This window comes from Hippea jasoniae (assembly GCF_000744435.1).
Taxonomy (GTDB): domain Bacteria; phylum Campylobacterota_A; class Desulfurellia; order Desulfurellales; family Hippeaceae; genus Hippea; species Hippea jasoniae.
This window is the reverse complement of record NZ_JQLX01000003.1, coordinates 1-16707: the sequence shown is the minus strand read 5'-3', so window position 1 is coordinate 16707 and position 16707 is coordinate 1. Positions and strand designations below refer to the sequence as shown.

Genomic DNA, 16707 nt, shown 5'->3' with positions numbered 1-16707 from the left:
CTGCCTCTCTTTGAGGTGTTGGGATATATTCATCAACTGCATCCATTAATTCCTCTATTGCCTTTGTCCATTCGTTGGACTCACCCTCTGGTGTTTCAAGAGCCTTCAGGGCAGAACCCCTGATTACAGGTACATCATCGCCAGGGAAACCATATTTTGATAGTAGTTCCCTTACCTCCATCTCTACAAGGTCAACAAGCTCTTCATCATCAACCATATCAACCTTGTTTAGGAAAACAACGATTTAGGGAACATTAACCTGTCTTGCAAGAAGGATGTGCTCTCTTGTCTGTGGCATTGGACCATCTGCTGCAGATACAACAAGTATTGCACCATCCATCTGGGCTGCACCGGTGATCATGTTCTTGATGTAGTCAGCATGCCCTGGGCAGTCAACATGTGCATAGTGGCGTTTGTCTGTTTCATACTCAACATGAGCGGTGTTGATTGTAACACCTCTTTCCCTTTCCTCTGGTGCGTTATCGATTTCGTTGTAGTCTTTGAACTCTGCTTTTCCCTTCTGAGCCAATACCTTTGTGATGGCTGCTGTTAGGGTTGTTTTTCCGTGGTCAACATGGCCGATTGTACCGATATTAACATGTGGTTTTGAGCGGACATATTTTTCCTTTGCCATAAGAGCCTCCTTTAAAAACTTATGGAGCCCACGAGCGGGCTCGAACCGCCGACCTCTTCCTTACCAAGGAAGTGCTCTACCGGCTGAGCTACATGGGCGTCTAAAATAAAAATGGAGCGGGAAACGGGACTCGAACCCGCGACCCTCAGCTTGGAAGGCTGATGCTCTAGCCAACTGAGCTATTCCCGCTCGATAAAGCTTTTAGATGGTGGAGAGGGGAGGATTCGAACCTCCGAAGGCATAAGCCGGCAGATTTACAGTCTGCTCCCTTTGACCGCTCGGGAACCTCTCCACTGGAGCTGGCGAAGGGACTTGAACCCCCAACCTGCTGATTACAAGTCAGCTGCTCTACCGATTGAGCTACGCCAGCCCAAGCAAAAAGGGATTATATATGGTTTTTTTGATTTGTCAACCCTAAAATGATTTTTTTTATCCTAATTTTCTACAATTCTATTTTTACCGCTATTTTTCGCCTTATACAACCTCGAATCTGCCAGATCAACAAGTCTTATATAATTATCTTCCTCAATCTCCTTAATATCTGCCACTCCTCCGCTGATTGTGCATTTGATATTGGTATCATCTACGCTAAATATTTCCTGTTCAATCTTTTCTCTTATCCTTTCTGCTATCTTTGCACCATCTTTCTTTGGTGTGTTCAAAAGAACAACAACAAACTCCTCCCCACCAAACCTCACAGCCAAATCAACAGAGCGAATAGATGCCTTAATTATACCAGCAACCCTGTTTAAAACAACATCGCCTGCAACATGACCATATCTATCATTTATCGATTTAAAGTTATCTATGTCAAAAAATACCAGACTCAAAGGAATATTAAATCTCAAACATCTCTTGAATTCATGTCGCATAAAAATGTTGAAATACCGCTTATTGTAAAGTCCTGTAAGCTCATCAGTTATGCTTGCCGCATAAAGGTCTTTATTGATCTCTTCAATCTCCAGCCTCTTTGTCTCCCTTAAAACAAGCATGGATATGGGCATTTCAAACTGTTTTAAAATATCAAAGTCCTGCCTAATCTTCTCTATCGGTGAGTCAAAAACAACACCGCAAACACCTAAACAGTTTTGACTCTTATCAAAAATCTTAAACTGATATACAGGCTTTGATGCTGATAGGCCGAATATTTTATGGACAAAGGAGTCTTTATCCAGCACTTCTCGCTCTTTTATTGTTTTTAACGATTCTAAAAAACTATTAATCTCCTCAGGTGTTGACATAATGCTTGCAACGCGCTTTTTATCCAGATCCAGAGAAACAACACTATCTCTATTTGGGCATTTTACTGCAATCTTTACCGTCTCTATATGGTAATAATCTTTAAGCATACTTCTAAACAACTCAAGTATATCGAAAAAATCCTCATTGTAGGCAATAACCTTTATAATTCTATCCAGTGCATCGTTTATAAGCATCAGCTTTTCAACATCTTTTGTGGTGCTGAATCTTCTAAATAAACCACACGATAAACCCCTGAGTTTTTCAATAATGCTATCTATAAGTTCCTTTTTTATAATTGAGCCGTGCTGGGGTGCTATAAGCTCAAACGGTTTATGCTTTTCTATGTTATCAAGCCCTGAGTTTACGATCTCCCTTGCAGGCATATAGTGCTCATGAAATGCCCTAAGCTTGGTAAAATAATCATCGCTGTCTTTTGCAAACAACTCAAATCCGTTGGTAAACGCGCCAAAGATATCGCTTGAAAATAGAATTTTCGTTTTAACATCGAGACTACAAAAAGCACCTGCAAAGTGCATATACGGTGTAAATATAAACTTCAGCAATCTATCGCCAGCTAAAAGCTGCCAGTTGTTTTCCTCAATTTCATAAAGGTTAACATGCCAGTTGTAATGTTTCAACAAAGCCCATGCTCGCCAGTGTGTAACAACATAGCGATTGTGCGGCTCAATAACCTTAAAAAACTCACTCAAAGATGCCACGATATCTGGATCCTGATGGTGGCAGATAAAATATTTTATATCCTCAAGTTTTATAAGCTGCTCGATTTTTCTTTTAGTCTGGTCAAATGTTATTAAAGAGCCGGGGTCTATTAAAATCGATTCATCTTTATTTCTTATAAGATAAACATGGCATTGAAATTGATCATCGGGAATATAGCTCCCGACCCAGAAAACATCATCGCCAATTTCAACAGGATTTTTATAATCAATTTTTACACTCATCTACAATCACCTTTAAATGTTCTGTATCTTCGCCTATTCCAGAAACCACATCTTTAACATCAAATCCCTCTAAATAGCTCTTTATAACCCTGCTTCTCTTGTTAGCAAGATCACCACTCTCAACAATCTCCACCGACTGATAGCGTATATCTTTTAGATAAGAAACTATCGAATTTAGTAATTTAACACCATCAGGCAAAATCTGATAATCATTAGGTGAAAATATCAAACTATTGTCAATAGTAAAGCTTTTTTGACATCCGTTTAATTCAAACTCAACAGGTGAATATTTTCTTATATCAAAAGGTACATATTTTCCATTTTCCTTAATCGATAAAACAAGCGCAACCTGATACCTCGGCCCCTGGAAATATTTTACCTCTATCGTGTGCAGCCCTCTGGAAACATAAACAGAGCCATACTTACGCCTTGGTGGATGCACACCATCATTATCTATAATCAAACGGTCGTCTATTAATAGTTTTGCTCCATCATCACTTAATAGAGAAAATCTATAAACCCCGCCTCTTCTAACATAAAAATAGCCTTTATAATCCACACCAAACCACTCAAACATATTTCTCACTCCACCAAATCCAGTCTTAAAATCACGCGGAGTTATATTCAGCGTTGGCGTATAAACCACATCAACTGCCTTAAATTTTGAGAAATCGGGTAGTCTTGATATGCCTTTATTCAAACGATAAACTTTGCCAACAAAAAAGAATGGATTCTTAGTATAATCACCAAATACATTGCCACTTTCATTTAAACATTTATCAGAACAGCTTTTTAACATCCTGATACGTGCATCACTTTCACCCTTAAAAGAAACCTGCCAGATGGAAGTATAATTGGGTTTTGTGTAATCACTATAGGGTAGATTGAAAGAAAAGGTGTGCATATCACCGCTTTTTCTGTTGTAAAAATCGAGATTGATAACATCGGCAACCCTCCAGCGGTTATCTCTTATTGTGATTTTAGATTTAACACTGCCTCTATCAAAAACTTTTAGCTTTCCTGATATTTTGTAGCCATTTGCGTCTCTGCATAGGTCGTAGGATAAAATCCTTACATGTCTTGTTTTTGGTCCGTATCCATCCATATAAAAATAGAATGCCCCATCGTTATAAGCAGAATCATAACTTGCAGCATCCTCAAATCTATAGTAATATTTGTAATTTGAAATCCTTTTAACCTTAAAGTGTTTCATATCTGTTGAAGGTATCATTTTATACCATCTGTAGTAGTGGGTTTTTATATAAAACACAACACTATCACCCTCATTTAAACCTTTAATAGGTATAGCTGCACTTGCAGGCGGTTTTATTTCAGCGTATTTAACGAGAAATCTTTGCTCACCTCCATTAACTGAATAGTAAATTCTGCTGCAGGCTGCAGCATTAAACCACGCCATTTTAAAATACCATGTATGATTAGAACTGGGTATTATAACCTCCCCTTTAAATTCACCTGTTTGAAGCGTTTCATCTTGTTGGTATGAGTCATCGTTTTCTTCCATATTTTCATTGCCATCTTCTATATTTTCATCGTTATATTCCTGATTGTTCTCTTCAAAATTCTCATCATTGGTATCTTCATTGTAATCTTCATCCATGTTTTCGTTACTATCTTCATCCATATTCTCATCGCTTCCTTCATCTATTCCCTCATCGTTATTCTCCTGCATATCCTCTTCATTTTCTTCATTACTATTTTTATCCATATTTTCTTGCTTCTCTTTATCGTTCTTCAGGTTTAAAATCTCTTTTGCTTTATGTATCTGCTTTTCTATCTTTTCTGCCTGTTTAAATAGATCATCAAGCCCCGAACCATAGCTAACTCCACCAAATGTCAAAAAAATAACCGCTACTAGTAAAATAACAATCCTTCTCATTTTTTGCCTCCTTTTTTTCTTTTAATATAAAAAATTACTTAAGATTTTACAAGTCTAAGTTTATGCTTTTGAGGTTTTTAGTTTACGATCTATAAGGTAGATGAGCTTTTCGGCTGTTTCAATAGTATCTGAAACAACACTGACAATTTCTAAATCTATGTAATCTGAGATACACTCACCTCTTGAATTTTTTATCTTGCAATCCGACTCTATCAAAAATTCCTTCTTTATAGACTTTTTAATCTCTTCTGCGCTAAACAATCTTTTAATATCCTCAACATTCGCATCACCATTCAACTCAAACACGACTATAAACTTATCCGCATAAACCCTGCCCACAAAGCCGTTTTTCTGTTTAGCAATAGATTGCAGCACAGCAGATGTTTTTGTTATAACCTCATTACCAGTCTCGGCTGAAAATTTGTAATTTATTAGCGAAGTGTTTTTTATATTCACTCCAAATGCAATAAATTTTCTCTTTCTCTCAATGAGTTTTCTAATTTTCTCAACAAGAGCCGTAATAAACAATACGCCGGTCATATAATCAATCCTGGAGATTTCACTCCTTAAGGCATCCACCTTTTCAGACATAATCTCCACCTCATCAGCTTCAGCCTCATCAAACGCCTCAATAAGCACATCCTTAACCCTATAAAGAATCTTTTTGTCAACAGTCTCGTCTTCAAGAATCTCTATAGCCTTTTGAGGAGAAAATGCTTTTCTGTATGGTCTTGTTGTGGTTAAAGCATCAAAAATATCAGCTATTACAAGTATGCGCGCTTCAAGGCAAATCTCTTCGCATTTTAAACCATCCGGATAGCCGCTACCATCGCATTTTTCATGGTGATGTCTGACAAAATCAGCAAGCTTTTCAAACCTTTTAATCCTTTTTAGGATCTCATAAGACAGAACGGGGTGGTATTTAATAATTTCATACTCACTCGATGTTAATCTACCCGGTTTGAGTAAAATATTATCTGGAATACCGATTTTACCTATATCATGCAAAAGACCAGCTTTATAAATCATCAATTGCCTATCTTTATCAATCCCCAGGGCTTGAGCTATTCTTTTTGCATAAAACGCTACCCGCTGTGAATGACCTTTTGTATAAATATCACGCGCTTCTAAAATATTAACAAACACTTCAAGCAACTCATTCTCATGCTCTTTAAATTTTCTTATTACATCGTTGAGCCTTGAGGCAACATAATAAATCTGTTCTATCTTAATTTTTTCTAAATCAATCATCTTTTCTTTAGATAACGATTGTTCAAAATTAGAAAATATGCCTTTTATCTTTTTGTAAAGAAATTTATTTAAAAATATAGCAAAACCGGCAACTAAAGCAAGGCTTGATAAAATAGAAAGAGCAATTGTTAACTCAATTAGCCTAAACTGATTATGCAACTCTTTTTCTTTCTGACTGACAAGTTCATCCAAATCGGTAAAATATATACCAGTTCCAACAATCCATCCCCAACGTCTGTAAAGCCTTAAATAGCTGAGTTTCTTTTTTATTTTATCTGTTTTAGGCAACTTAAAATAATACTCAACAAACGAGAAATCTTTTTTCGTTATATCTTCAACATATTTCTTTCTATATGCAAAGCCTTTTATATCTTTTTTGTTTATATCCAGGCATTTTCCCACCATCGATGGTCTGTTTGGATTAACAATCTCTTCTAAAAAGCAGTCTGGGTTGTTGTAATTTAACTTTGCAACAAATATATAGCCATGTCCAAACATACCAAATCTAAAAACACTCAACTGTTTTATCCATTTTCTTTTCAATCTATAAAATATGGGTGCAATATCTCTGCGTGCAACAACAATCAATCCGTTATCCATTGCAAAATAATAGCTAAATCCAACCCTGCCCCAGTCATCAATAAAATGCCAGTTATAAGGCCACAGTTGTTTTAATACACCTTCCTGCTGATGTTTTGCATTACTAATAATCTGCCTTATGGGATATTGATTGTTTTTATCTTTTAAAAAAAGCAAAGAGATTCCTTCTATTTTGCTATTAAACGGATTGTAAAGACATACACCTTTTCCATCAAATAGATAAAAATCAAGCTGCGATGAGAATGTGGCAGTTTGAAGAATATTTTTCATTTCATTTATACTACGGGCTTTCTTAAGTTTTCTTACAACACTTTCAAGGTAGACAAAATCCCTGTTTTTTATATTTTTTAGTGTTAGTTTTACATCTAAATCGATCTGTTTAACAAGGCTATCAATTGTAGATTTTACATAAACCTTAGCGTTTTCTACATAAATACTCTTGAGTTTATCCACATCGCTTAAATAAGAATGCCTGGCTGAAAAATACCACGCCAAAGCTATCAAAAGCATAAATATAATTCCCACCACCGTGGGTATGCCGATCATAACAAGCGGCATAGAAATGAGTCTTTTTTTACTCATCACCAAAATATTAGTAAAAAATAATATTTTTTCAATATATTACTAATGATTTCAATATTTAAAACTCACTTTGAGGTCTTCTCTAAGTATTTAACCCTCAAATCATACAGAATCTCATCAAGCAGGCGCTGTTCTTCTTCATTCAAGTTGCCTTTTGTTTTATCTTTTAATACTTCAATTAAGTCTATGGCGTATCTTGCCTGTTTGAGATCTATAATAGTTTGTTTTGAGAATGGATCCTCAACAACACCCAGATACACATACGCACTCTGAGCAAGTGATATAACGATATCTGCAAACTCAGGCTCCTTCATAAACCACCCCTTTTGAAAAAAGTTATACAATTATGTAATTTTTAAGAAAGCTGTCAAGAGTTGCTACTGCGGCTTATTGCAACAGCAATACTCACAAACACCAACACCATACCTATAGCCTGAAGCGGCTTTATCATCTGACCAAAAAATATATAAGCCAGAATCGAAGCGCCAACAGGCTCACCAAGTGTTGAAATGGCAACGGCGTTTGCCTTCAAATACTTAAGAGCCCAGTTAAAAGAGGTATGACCAAGAAGCTGCGGTACAACAGCAAGCAAAAACATATAAAAGTATGAGATTTTTCTATATCCAAAAAACTGCTCACCGCTTAAAACGGCAAATATAATGGTAAAAACAGCAGAAAAACCATACACAAGAGAAATGTATTGAAATGTATCTATCGATTTTCTCAATCCCGCTCCAACCATAAAATAAACACTAACAGCAAAAGCCCCAAATAAGGCAAGCAGATCGCCAAAAAATGCTTTTTTGTCAAACGCCACACCAAATCCGCCGCTATCTGAAAAAGCAATCAAACCACTACCTAAAATAGATATAAACACAGCAATAATAGTAAAAATATCCTGCTTTTCTTTAAAAATGAGATAAGATAGCAGGCTTACAAATATGGGACTTGTGGATACAAGCACCACAGAACTGGGGATTGATGTAAACTTTATCGATGCTATCCATGAAATGAAATGAAGGCTTAAAAAAAATCCGCTCAACATAGCAAGAAACAGCTCTTTTTTAGACGATGGCTTTATGTCTATACCTTTTACAAAAGACCAGCTACCCAAAATCACAGTAGAAATCACAAGCCTGTAGGTGCTCATTATGACTGCTGGCACATCGTATGTTAGCTTAATTACAACACTTGCAAACGATACAGAAAGTATGCCAATAAGAACAACAAAATAAACCTTTATCATCTTTTTAAAGCCGGTCCTATTTCACTGATAAATAATCCTGCAAACATAATCAAGGCACCAATATATCCCTTCAATGAAAGCACCTCACCACCTAATAGATAACCAAAAATTCCAGCAAATACAGGCTCCATTATAAAAATAATAGCCGTTTTTGTGGGTGTTGTGTATTTTTGAGCTGTATTTTGCACTACAAAGGCATAAACAGTTGCAAAAACAGCCGTTATGATAAATGAGAAAATTAAATAATTAGAAAAATGTTCAGGCAATACATAGGGTTCTGTTAATAGCGAAACAATCCAGGAACATACCGTCAATGTGGCAATCTCAATAACCGTCAAAAGATAGGTATCGTGCCTGCGAGAATATTTATCTGTTAATATAATTTGAAACGCCACAAAAATAGCGCATATAATCGTCAAAATCTCACCAATTGAAAAAGTCAAACTATCGCCTGCAGACATCAAAAAAACACCGATAAACGCTAAAACTGCACCGATCTGGGAGTAAATGCGTGGCATCTTTTTTAAAAATACAGCCGAAAAAATAGGGGTAAAAATAACATTTAAACCGGTTAAAAAGCCCACCACACTGGCTTTTGCATATTCAAGTGCTACAGTTTGAAAGGCGTATGCTGAAAACAAGACGACCCCAAGAATCACACCATCCCTCAAAATCTCTTTATTTAACTGCTTGAGTTTTGGAAAAAACATTATCACAAGCAAAACTGTAGCAATAAAAAATCTTATAGTTAAAAAAGCAAATGTGGGCATCATCTCTATAGATTTTTTTACAATTATAAAAGTGCTTCCCCAGAAAATCGTAACAGACAACAAAAATAGATCAGCTATAAGTTCTTTAGATAACTTAACCACCATCTTCCTCTCTTAAATGATAGAAATTAGCCATGAATACACCCAAAAGAATCAATATACCACCGATTATCTGGGCTGTATTCAGCCACATATGCAAAAAAACACTGCTTAAGATAATTGTCACAACAGGCTCAACAGATGAGAATACACTTGTTAAAGAACTACCTATTACCTCGATTGACTTAAACAGAAACATAATGGCCAGAAATGTTGGCACAAGCCCAAGCAGGAAACCAACTATCAACTGATAAAAATTAAAAGATAAATCTAATTTGTTAAAACCGATTAGAGCATAAACAATAAAAGCAAAAAATATTGTAAAAAAACTAAACAAAACGGGGTCTTCATCTGAGACAAATTTTTCAACCACAATCAGATAAAAACTATATATAACCATTGCAGCAGTTGAAAACAATACACCCAAAAACCTCAACTTGCTATAAAAGGCATCGTGAAATATAAAACCAAAACCTATAAGAATCACGGCAATATAGAACAATTTAAAAGGCGTTAAAGCCTCTTTAAAGAAAAGAAAACTAAGCAAAGCCACAACAGCTGGATACAGATACAAAATTAACTCTGCAACATTGGGTGAGGTGTATCCTATGCCACTAAAAAAACAGTAAGACTGAGCTGGATACAACAGGCCACCTGTAATAAAAGCTTTAAATAAAAGATTTTTGCTAATCTTAAAACCCTTAAAAAAAGCTATATAACTTCCCATCAAAACCACAGCAAAACCAAACCTCAAAAACAGCATACCAACTGTTGATAATCCTGTGTTATAACCAACCTTGACAAATATGGCCAGCGTTGCAAAACTTGCAGCTGACAGAAACGAGTAAACAACACCCTTTGAAATATTTTTTGCCATTTTTAAATACCTTTGACTTAAACAACTAAACTCTGATATACTAAATAACAGATTTTTTTACAAGGAAAAAGAGATGATTGTTACGAAACCTTTAAGAGAGCAGGTTTACGAATACTTAAAAGAAAAAATCAACTCAGGAGACCTAAAAAAAGGCGGCATAATTGACTTAACAGAGATATCAAAGAGTCTAAACATCAGCAAAACCCCGCTAAGGGATGCCCTCATTATGCTTGAGAGTGAGGGTTTTGTCGAGATCCTGCCGCGCAAGGGCGTAAGGGTAAAGCCGCTTACTTTAGAAAACATCAAAAACATCTACCAGATGATTGGCTGGATTGAATGCGGCATTATTATGGATGTACAATCTTTAATAACACAAACCCACATAGCAAACATGTCAAGCTACAACAAATTGATGAAGGAAGCCTTAGATAGCAACAACTTTGATAGATACTATACTTTTAACCTGATGTTTCACGATACATACCTTGATCTATCAACGAATAAAGAAGCACTCAGGCTTTTAACAATACTCAAACAGAGGCTTTATGATTTCCCACGAAAAAAGGAATATGTGCCAGACTGGGAATACAACTCCTTAAAAGAGCACGATAAACTCATAGAACTATTAAATGACAGGGAGTTTGAAAAGGCAGGCTTATTTATAAAGGATGTTCACTGGTCTTTTGAGGTTCAAAAACCGTATATTATGCGATATTACTTTTCAGATAAGTAGTTTAAATTTGGCCTGCTTAAGCGCAAGCGGCGTTGCAACTCGCCCTTTTGGGGTTCGTTTAATATAGCCCACCTGAAGAAGGTAGGGCTCTACAACATCCTCCAATGTGCCTTTATCCTCACCAAGACTTGCAGCAAGCGTATCAATACCCACAGGTCCTCCGTTGAATTTCTCTATTAATGCATGCAGATACTTTTTATCCAGATAATCAAGACCTTCACGGGTGATTTCAAGCAGCGATAATGTTTTATTAACAACATCGAGGTCTATTTTATTTTTATTGTTTATCTGCATATAATCCCTTACCCTTCTCAAAAGCTTATTTGCGATCCTTGGTGTACCTCGAGAGCTTTTTGCAATAGCTAAAGCTGCATCATCATCTATCAAAACATCCAGAATTTTAGCTGAGCGTTTAACAATTTCTGTTAAATCCTCAATTGAGTAGAAATCAAGCCTCAAAATCAAACCAAATCTATCCCTCAAGGGCGATGTCAACAAACCAATCCTTGTAGTTGCGCCGATAAGCGTAAAACGAGCCAAATCCAGCCTGATTGTGCGGGCACCCGGCCCCTGACCCACTATAATATCCAGTGTAAAGTCCTCAAGGGCAGAATACAGTGTTTCCTCAACAGCTCTATTGAGTCTGTGGATCTCATCGATAAACAACACATCCCTTTCATTGAGATTGGTTAAAATAGCTGCAATATCGCCAACCTTTTCAATGGCAGGACCTGAGCTTGTTATAATGTTTGCATTCATCTCCTTTGCTATGATGTTTGCAAGCGTGGTTTTACCAAGACCGGGTGGGCCATACAGAAGGCAATGCTCAAGTGCCTCACCCCTCTTTTTTGCAGCCTTAATCGCCACAGATAGGTTTTTTACTATGTTGCTTTGACCTATATATTCATGCAACCGTTGCGGTCTGAGATTGTAAGAAAACTCCTCTTCCTTCATACGGCTTTCTTGCAAGCAATCCTTTTGAGTTGCTCTATCTCCTCTTTTGAGAGTTCTCTATAGCTACCCTCTTTGAGGTCTTTCAATTCGATATTGCCAATGGCAATTCTCTTTAATTTATCGATTTTAACATCAAACGCCTTAAAAAATCTTCTTATAATCCTGTTTCTGCCTGTATCTATGGCTATTATAATCCAGTTTGGATTTGCACTTTTCTTTAAAACGAGAGGCTTAAAAAAACCATCCTCAAGCAACACCCCTTCAGACATCTTTTTAAGCAGTTTTGCCCTCAAAGGCTGATTTGTTTTTACAAGATAAGTCTTGCGTATCTTAAATGAAGGATGCATCACAAGATTGGCAAATTCTCCATCATTTGTAACAAGCAACAATCCTTCAGATAAGTAATCAAGTCTGCCCACACAGATCAACTTTTTATCTTTATCGAAATAATCGCATACCGTTTTTCTGCCCTGTTCATCAGCGGTTGAGCTTATAACAAAGGGTGGCTTGTAAAATGCATAATAAACCTTCGATTTCTCAAACTCCAATCTTTTACCATCAACTTCTACTACATCACCATCTTTTACATCAATAAACCCTTCAACTTTAACACCATTTAAGCTTACCCTGCCAGCTTTAATATATTCATCGGCCTTTCTTCTTGAAATATTCAGACTATTTGCAATATATCTATTTATTCTCATTCTATAAAACTCGCAAGCTGTCTGCTGCGTTTTGGATGCCTGAGTTTTCTTAACGCTTTTGCCTCAATCTGTCTTACCCTTTCTCGTGTTACACCAAGCACCCTACCAACTTCCTCAAGCGTATGGTCAACGCCATCGCCAATACCAAATCTCATAATCAACACCTTTTTTTCCCTTTCAGTTAAAGTTGACAGCACTTCTTGAATTTTTTCTTTTAAATCCTCTTCAATCACATAATCAAGCGGGGATTTTGATTTTTTATCCTCAATAAAATCCTCAAGGTGGGTATCGTTATCATCACCAATTGGCGTTTCAAGCGATATAGGCTCTTTTGCTATTTTTATAATCCCCTTTATCTTATCTTCATCCATTTCCAAATATTCAGCAAGCTCCCTTGCTGTAGGCTCCCTGCCATACTCCTGAATTAAAAGCTTTGAAGCCCTTACAATCTTGTTAATCGTCTCAATCATATGCACAGGAATTCTGATCGTTCGTGCCTGATCGGCAATAGCCCTTGAAATAGACTGCCTTATCCACCATGTTGCGTATGTTGAAAATTTAAAACCCTTCCTGTAGTCAAATTTATCAACAGACTTCATAAGTCCAATATTGCCTTCCTGAATTAAATCAAGAAAAGATAATCCTCTGTTGAGATGCTTCTTTGCTATAGAAACAACGAGCCTTAGGTTTGCCTTAATCATTCGTTGCTTAACTTCTTCAACTTCACGTCTTTCCTTCTCTATATCACTCAACAGATCAAGAAGTTTTTCTCTATCCTCAATGGTTTTATCTTTTTTAACCCTTTCTATAAAATCGGATGTTATTTTTTGAATGTATTTATCACTTAAGGCAATTTCTTTGAACTTTTCAAATATATTAGTTTTAATATCATCCACTTCAGACATATTATCTGTGTTTCTCATTCTCCTGTAATCTTCCACAATATCATCTATTATTCTTAAGAAAGTCTCTTTTGATGAATGATCCTCATCGCTATCATCAAAATCATAACTCAAGTCTAACGCATTGGAAATATTTTTTACCTTTTCCCTGCCTTCAATAATTTCCTCCTTTAGTTTAAGCAACGCATCATCTATAAGAGGCAAATCGATTAATTTTTTAATCAGATTATTCTTGTGAAACTCAATTTCTTTGGCAATCTCTATCTCCTCCTCCCTGCTTAGTAAAGGAATATTGCCCATTTCCCTTAGATACATTCTAATAGCACTGCCAACCTCTTCATCCTCTTCCAGCTCAAAACCAACCGTGGCTTCTGTTTTAGAACCAATCTTATCTGTATCGATTATGTCGATATCCATATCATCGCACTGCTTTATTATATCATCAATCTCATCGATACTTATACCCTCCGGCAGTATATCGTTAATCTCATCATAGGTAACATAACCCTTTTTCTTCCCCTCATCTAAAATCTTTTTCAACACACCCTCTCCAGCATCCTTATTCATAGTCACCACCTTCCTTTATAAGGTTTATCTATCTATGGGGAATGCCTATTGAGTGATTTTCCACAAAGATAAGCCACCATTTACTTATAAATTTGAGTAAAAACTCCCTTTTGTCAAGTGCCTAAAGACAGATTAGATTATAAGAAAGTCGTGCTTGTTTTCAAGGGTAAAATTTATATAATCGTCTGTCATGGATATAGAGCTATTCGATTACGACCTACCCGTACAACTTATAGCACAGCAGCCACATATACCAAGGGATGAGTGCAGATTAATGGTCTGCAATAAAAAAACAGGTAGAATAGAGCATAGAATCTTTAAAGACCTGATTGATTATCTTGATGAAAACGATCTGCTTGTTTTAAACAACACAAAGGTTATTCCTGCAAGATTACTTGCAAAAAAACCAAGTGGCGGAAAGATAGAAATCTTTCTTTTAAAACCCATAACAAAAAACAGATTCTACTGCCTGACAAAAGGTAAATTCAAAAACACCACAATCGCTACTCTAAAAAATGGCAGCAGGGTAAAAATCGCAAAAATCCCAGGAAAAATGGAAAGAGTGGTGGAGTTTGAAAATACAAACGACACTTTTGAGCTTTTAGAATCTGTTGGTGAAGTTCCTCTGCCACCCTACATAAAAAGGGATTACAACAACTACAATAAAGAAAAAGATTTTGAATACTACCAAACGGTTTTTGCTAAAAAAGAAGGAGCTGTAGCAAGCCCTACAGCAGGACTACACTTTACCCAAAATCTTATAGAAACACTAAAAAACAAAGGCATAAAAATAACATATATCACGCTTCATGTAGGCATAGGCACATTTATGCCGGTTAAAGAAAAAGAAATCGAAAAGCATAAAATGCATTCGGAGGAGTTTGAAATATCAAAAGAAAGCGCCGAAATTATAAATCACTATGCAAGAAATGGCAGGGTTATTGCTGTGGGTACAACCGTTGTTAGAGCTTTAGAGGCAGCCTCAAACAACAAAAGAGAGGTAAAACCGATAAAAACATCCACAGATATTTTTATCTACCCCGGCTACAAATTCAAAATAATAGACGGATTAATAACTAATTTTCATCTACCAAAATCAACGCTTCTTATGCTGGTAAGCGCCTTTTATGAAAGGGAAAAAATCTTAGACTGCTACAAAAAAGCCATCGATGAACAATACAGGTTTTTTAGCTTCGGCGATGCTATGTTTATCTTTTAAAACATACCTGCCTTATAGCCTCATAAAGCACAATCGCCACTGAATCTGCAAGATTAAGCGAACGCACAGTTGATTTCATGGGAATATTTATCGCATTTTTAAAATTCCTTCCAATTAGTTGTTCATCCAAGCCTTTTGTTTCGCTGCCAAAAACTATATAATCTCCATCTTTAAATGAAACCTCAAAATAGGATTGGGAAGCTTTTGTAGAGGCAAAAAACATCCGATTGGTTGGATTTTTACCAAAAAAATCATCTATATTTTCATAAACCTTTAAATTTAAAAAAGGCCAGTAATCCAGACCGGCTCTTTTTAACTTTTTATCAGATAAACTAAAACCCAGTGGTTTTACAAGATGGAGTGTTGAACCTGTAGCAACACACAAACGGGCTATATTACCAGTATTGGGTGGAATATCAGGGTTTATAAGAACTATATTAAAATTACAGGATAAATTATCCAGCAGGAATTGTCTTTTCATAGAGAAAAATACCCCCCTGGCAATACCTACTCTCCCACGGGCTCTCCCGCAGTACCATCGGCGCATGCAGGCTTAACTGCCGTGTTCGGAATGGGAACGGGTGTTTCCCTGCATGCTATCCTCACCAGAGGGGAAAAACTTAGCACCTAACCATTAAAGAACATGGATATGAGCCTAAGCCTCACGGTCTATTAGTACGCGTCAGCTCCACCCATTGCTGGGCTTCCACCTCGCGCCTATCAACCTCGTAGTCTCCGAGGGACCTTTAGTCCGGCACCCACTTTAGACCTCCTTCAGGGAGTCTTCAATTCTATTGAACAATTGATATCTTGCTCTTCCATCTTTAAGAGCTTTTTCTCTCCTCAGAGCATCTTTCTTTGAAAGATATGCCTCATAGTAGACAAGCTTCCATTTCCTGCCTCTGGTGTAATTACCACTGTTGGTGTTATGTTCTTTTAACCTTCTTCTAAGATCAGATGTAAAACCTATGTAACGTTTACCATCTGTACTCTTTAGAAGGTAAACATAATACATATTTTTCTCCCCTTAGAAATCTAAAGTGGGTGCCGGATGGGAGACCTAATCTTGGGGTGGGCTTCCCGCTTAGATGCTTTCAGCGGTTATCCCTTCCGCACATAGCTACGCGGCGCCTGCGGCTGGTGCCACAACCGCTACACCAGAGGTGCGTCCGTCCCGGTCCTCTCGTACTAGGGACAGCTCCCCTCAAGTCTCCTACGCCCACGGCAGATAAGGACCGAACTGTCTCACGACGTTCTGAACCCAGCTCGCGTACCACTTTAATCGGCGAACAGCCGAACCCTTGGGACCTGCTCCAGCCCCAGGATGTGATGAGCCGACATCGAGGTGCCAAACACCGCCGTCGATGTGAACTCTTGGGCGGTATCAGCCTGTTATCCCCGGAGTACCTTTTATCCGTTGAGCGATGGCCCTTCCACTTGGAACCACCGGATCACTAAGGCCGGGTTT

Annotated in this window: 13 protein-coding genes, 4 tRNA genes, 2 rRNA genes and 1 pseudogene; 2 read left to right on the top strand and 18 right to left on the bottom strand. The window is 37.1% G+C overall.

Annotated elements, in window-relative coordinates:
• From EK17_RS00575 to EK17_RS00520, 12 genes and pseudogenes are all read right to left on the bottom strand, one after another.
• A pseudogene (locus tag EK17_RS00575) lies at positions 1-634 on the bottom strand (GTP-binding protein); the annotation flags it as partial.
• Between the two features lie 22 nt (positions 635-656).
• Positions 657-732, bottom strand: a tRNA-Thr gene (locus EK17_RS00570).
• A 14-nt stretch (positions 733-746) separates the two neighbouring features.
• A tRNA-Gly gene (locus tag EK17_RS00565) sits at positions 747-823 on the bottom strand.
• A gap of 17 nt (positions 824-840) precedes the next feature.
• A tRNA-Tyr gene (locus EK17_RS00560) sits at positions 841-926 on the bottom strand.
• Between the two features lie 2 nt (positions 927-928).
• Positions 929-1004 (bottom strand) — tRNA-Thr (locus tag EK17_RS00555).
• 64 nt (positions 1005-1068) lie between these two features.
• The gene (locus EK17_RS00550; RefSeq protein WP_035586542.1) at positions 1069-2838 is read right to left on the bottom strand and encodes an oxygen-binding di-iron domain-containing protein; all 1770 of its coding nucleotides are present in this window, start codon (positions 2836-2838) and stop codon (positions 1069-1071) included.
• Entirely contained in the window at positions 2822-4735 is a 1914-nt protein-coding gene (locus tag EK17_RS08855; RefSeq protein ID WP_051904324.1) for a PA14 domain-containing protein, read from the bottom strand. The genes EK17_RS00550 and EK17_RS08855 overlap by 17 nt, the downstream gene beginning before the upstream one ends.
• Before the next feature lie 60 nt (positions 4736-4795).
• Positions 4796-7168, bottom strand: coding sequence for an HD domain-containing phosphohydrolase (locus EK17_RS08850; protein ID WP_084675032.1), 2373 nt, complete (start codon positions 7166-7168; stop codon positions 4796-4798).
• 65 nt (positions 7169-7233) lie between these two features.
• Positions 7234-7482, bottom strand: coding sequence for a DUF1844 domain-containing protein (locus EK17_RS00535; RefSeq protein ID WP_051904322.1), 249 nt, complete (start codon positions 7480-7482; stop codon positions 7234-7236).
• Between the two features lie 53 nt (positions 7483-7535).
• Positions 7536-8414 carry a DMT family transporter gene (locus EK17_RS00530; protein WP_035586536.1) on the bottom strand — a complete coding sequence of 293 codons (879 nt, stop codon included), beginning with the start codon at positions 8412-8414 and terminating at the stop codon, positions 7536-7538.
• Positions 8411-9289 (bottom strand): DMT family transporter, encoded by an 879-nt coding sequence (locus EK17_RS00525; protein WP_035586534.1) that lies wholly within the window; start codon positions 9287-9289, stop codon positions 8411-8413. The genes EK17_RS00530 and EK17_RS00525 overlap by 4 nt, the downstream gene beginning before the upstream one ends.
• Complete coding sequence (locus tag EK17_RS00520) at positions 9279-10160, bottom strand: DMT family transporter (RefSeq protein ID WP_035586533.1); 882 nt, start codon at positions 10158-10160, stop codon at positions 9279-9281. Before EK17_RS00520 ends, EK17_RS00525 begins: the two co-directional genes overlap by 11 nt.
• Positions 10161-10233: 73 nt before the next feature.
• Here EK17_RS00520 and EK17_RS00515 point away from each other — a divergent pair, with 73 nt between their 5' ends.
• The gene (locus tag EK17_RS00515) at positions 10234-10893 is read left to right on the top strand and encodes a GntR family transcriptional regulator (RefSeq protein ID WP_035586531.1); all 660 of its coding nucleotides are present in this window, start codon (positions 10234-10236) and stop codon (positions 10891-10893) included.
• Here EK17_RS00515 and ruvB read toward each other — a convergent pair.
• The 3 genes from ruvB to rpoD are packed head-to-tail and all read right to left on the bottom strand — an operon-like array spanning position 10882 to position 14020.
• A complete protein-coding gene (ruvB, locus tag EK17_RS00510; protein WP_035586528.1) occupies positions 10882-11847 on the bottom strand; it encodes a Holliday junction branch migration DNA helicase RuvB in 966 nt (321 codons plus the stop codon). The genes EK17_RS00515 and ruvB overlap by 12 nt on opposite strands.
• Positions 11844-12551 carry a pseudouridine synthase gene (locus tag EK17_RS00505; protein ID WP_035586525.1) on the bottom strand — a complete coding sequence of 236 codons (708 nt, stop codon included), beginning with the start codon at positions 12549-12551 and terminating at the stop codon, positions 11844-11846. Before EK17_RS00505 ends, ruvB begins: the two co-directional genes overlap by 4 nt.
• On the bottom strand, positions 12548-14020 hold the full coding sequence (gene rpoD / locus EK17_RS09560) for an RNA polymerase sigma factor RpoD (protein WP_035586523.1): 1473 nt from the start codon (positions 14018-14020) through the stop codon (positions 12548-12550). The genes EK17_RS00505 and rpoD overlap by 4 nt, the downstream gene beginning before the upstream one ends.
• A 190-nt stretch (positions 14021-14210) precedes the next feature.
• On the opposite strand from rpoD, the gene queA reads away from it, so the two are divergent.
• Positions 14211-15239, top strand: coding sequence for a tRNA preQ1(34) S-adenosylmethionine ribosyltransferase-isomerase QueA (gene queA / locus EK17_RS00495; protein ID WP_035586520.1), 1029 nt, complete (start codon positions 14211-14213; stop codon positions 15237-15239).
• Here queA and EK17_RS00490 read toward each other — a convergent pair.
• The 3 genes from EK17_RS00490 to EK17_RS00480 form a co-directional block, all read right to left on the bottom strand.
• Positions 15229-15720, bottom strand: a complete 492-nt coding sequence (locus tag EK17_RS00490; RefSeq protein ID WP_051904321.1) for a tRNA (cytidine(34)-2'-O)-methyltransferase — start codon at positions 15718-15720, stop codon at positions 15229-15231. The two genes, queA and EK17_RS00490, sit on opposite strands and share 11 nt — an antisense overlap.
• A 14-nt stretch (positions 15721-15734) precedes the next feature.
• Positions 15735-15849 (bottom strand): 5S ribosomal RNA (rrf, locus tag EK17_RS00485).
• 41 nt (positions 15850-15890) lie between these two features.
• A 23S ribosomal RNA gene (locus EK17_RS00480) occupies positions 15891-16707 on the bottom strand; the annotation flags it as partial.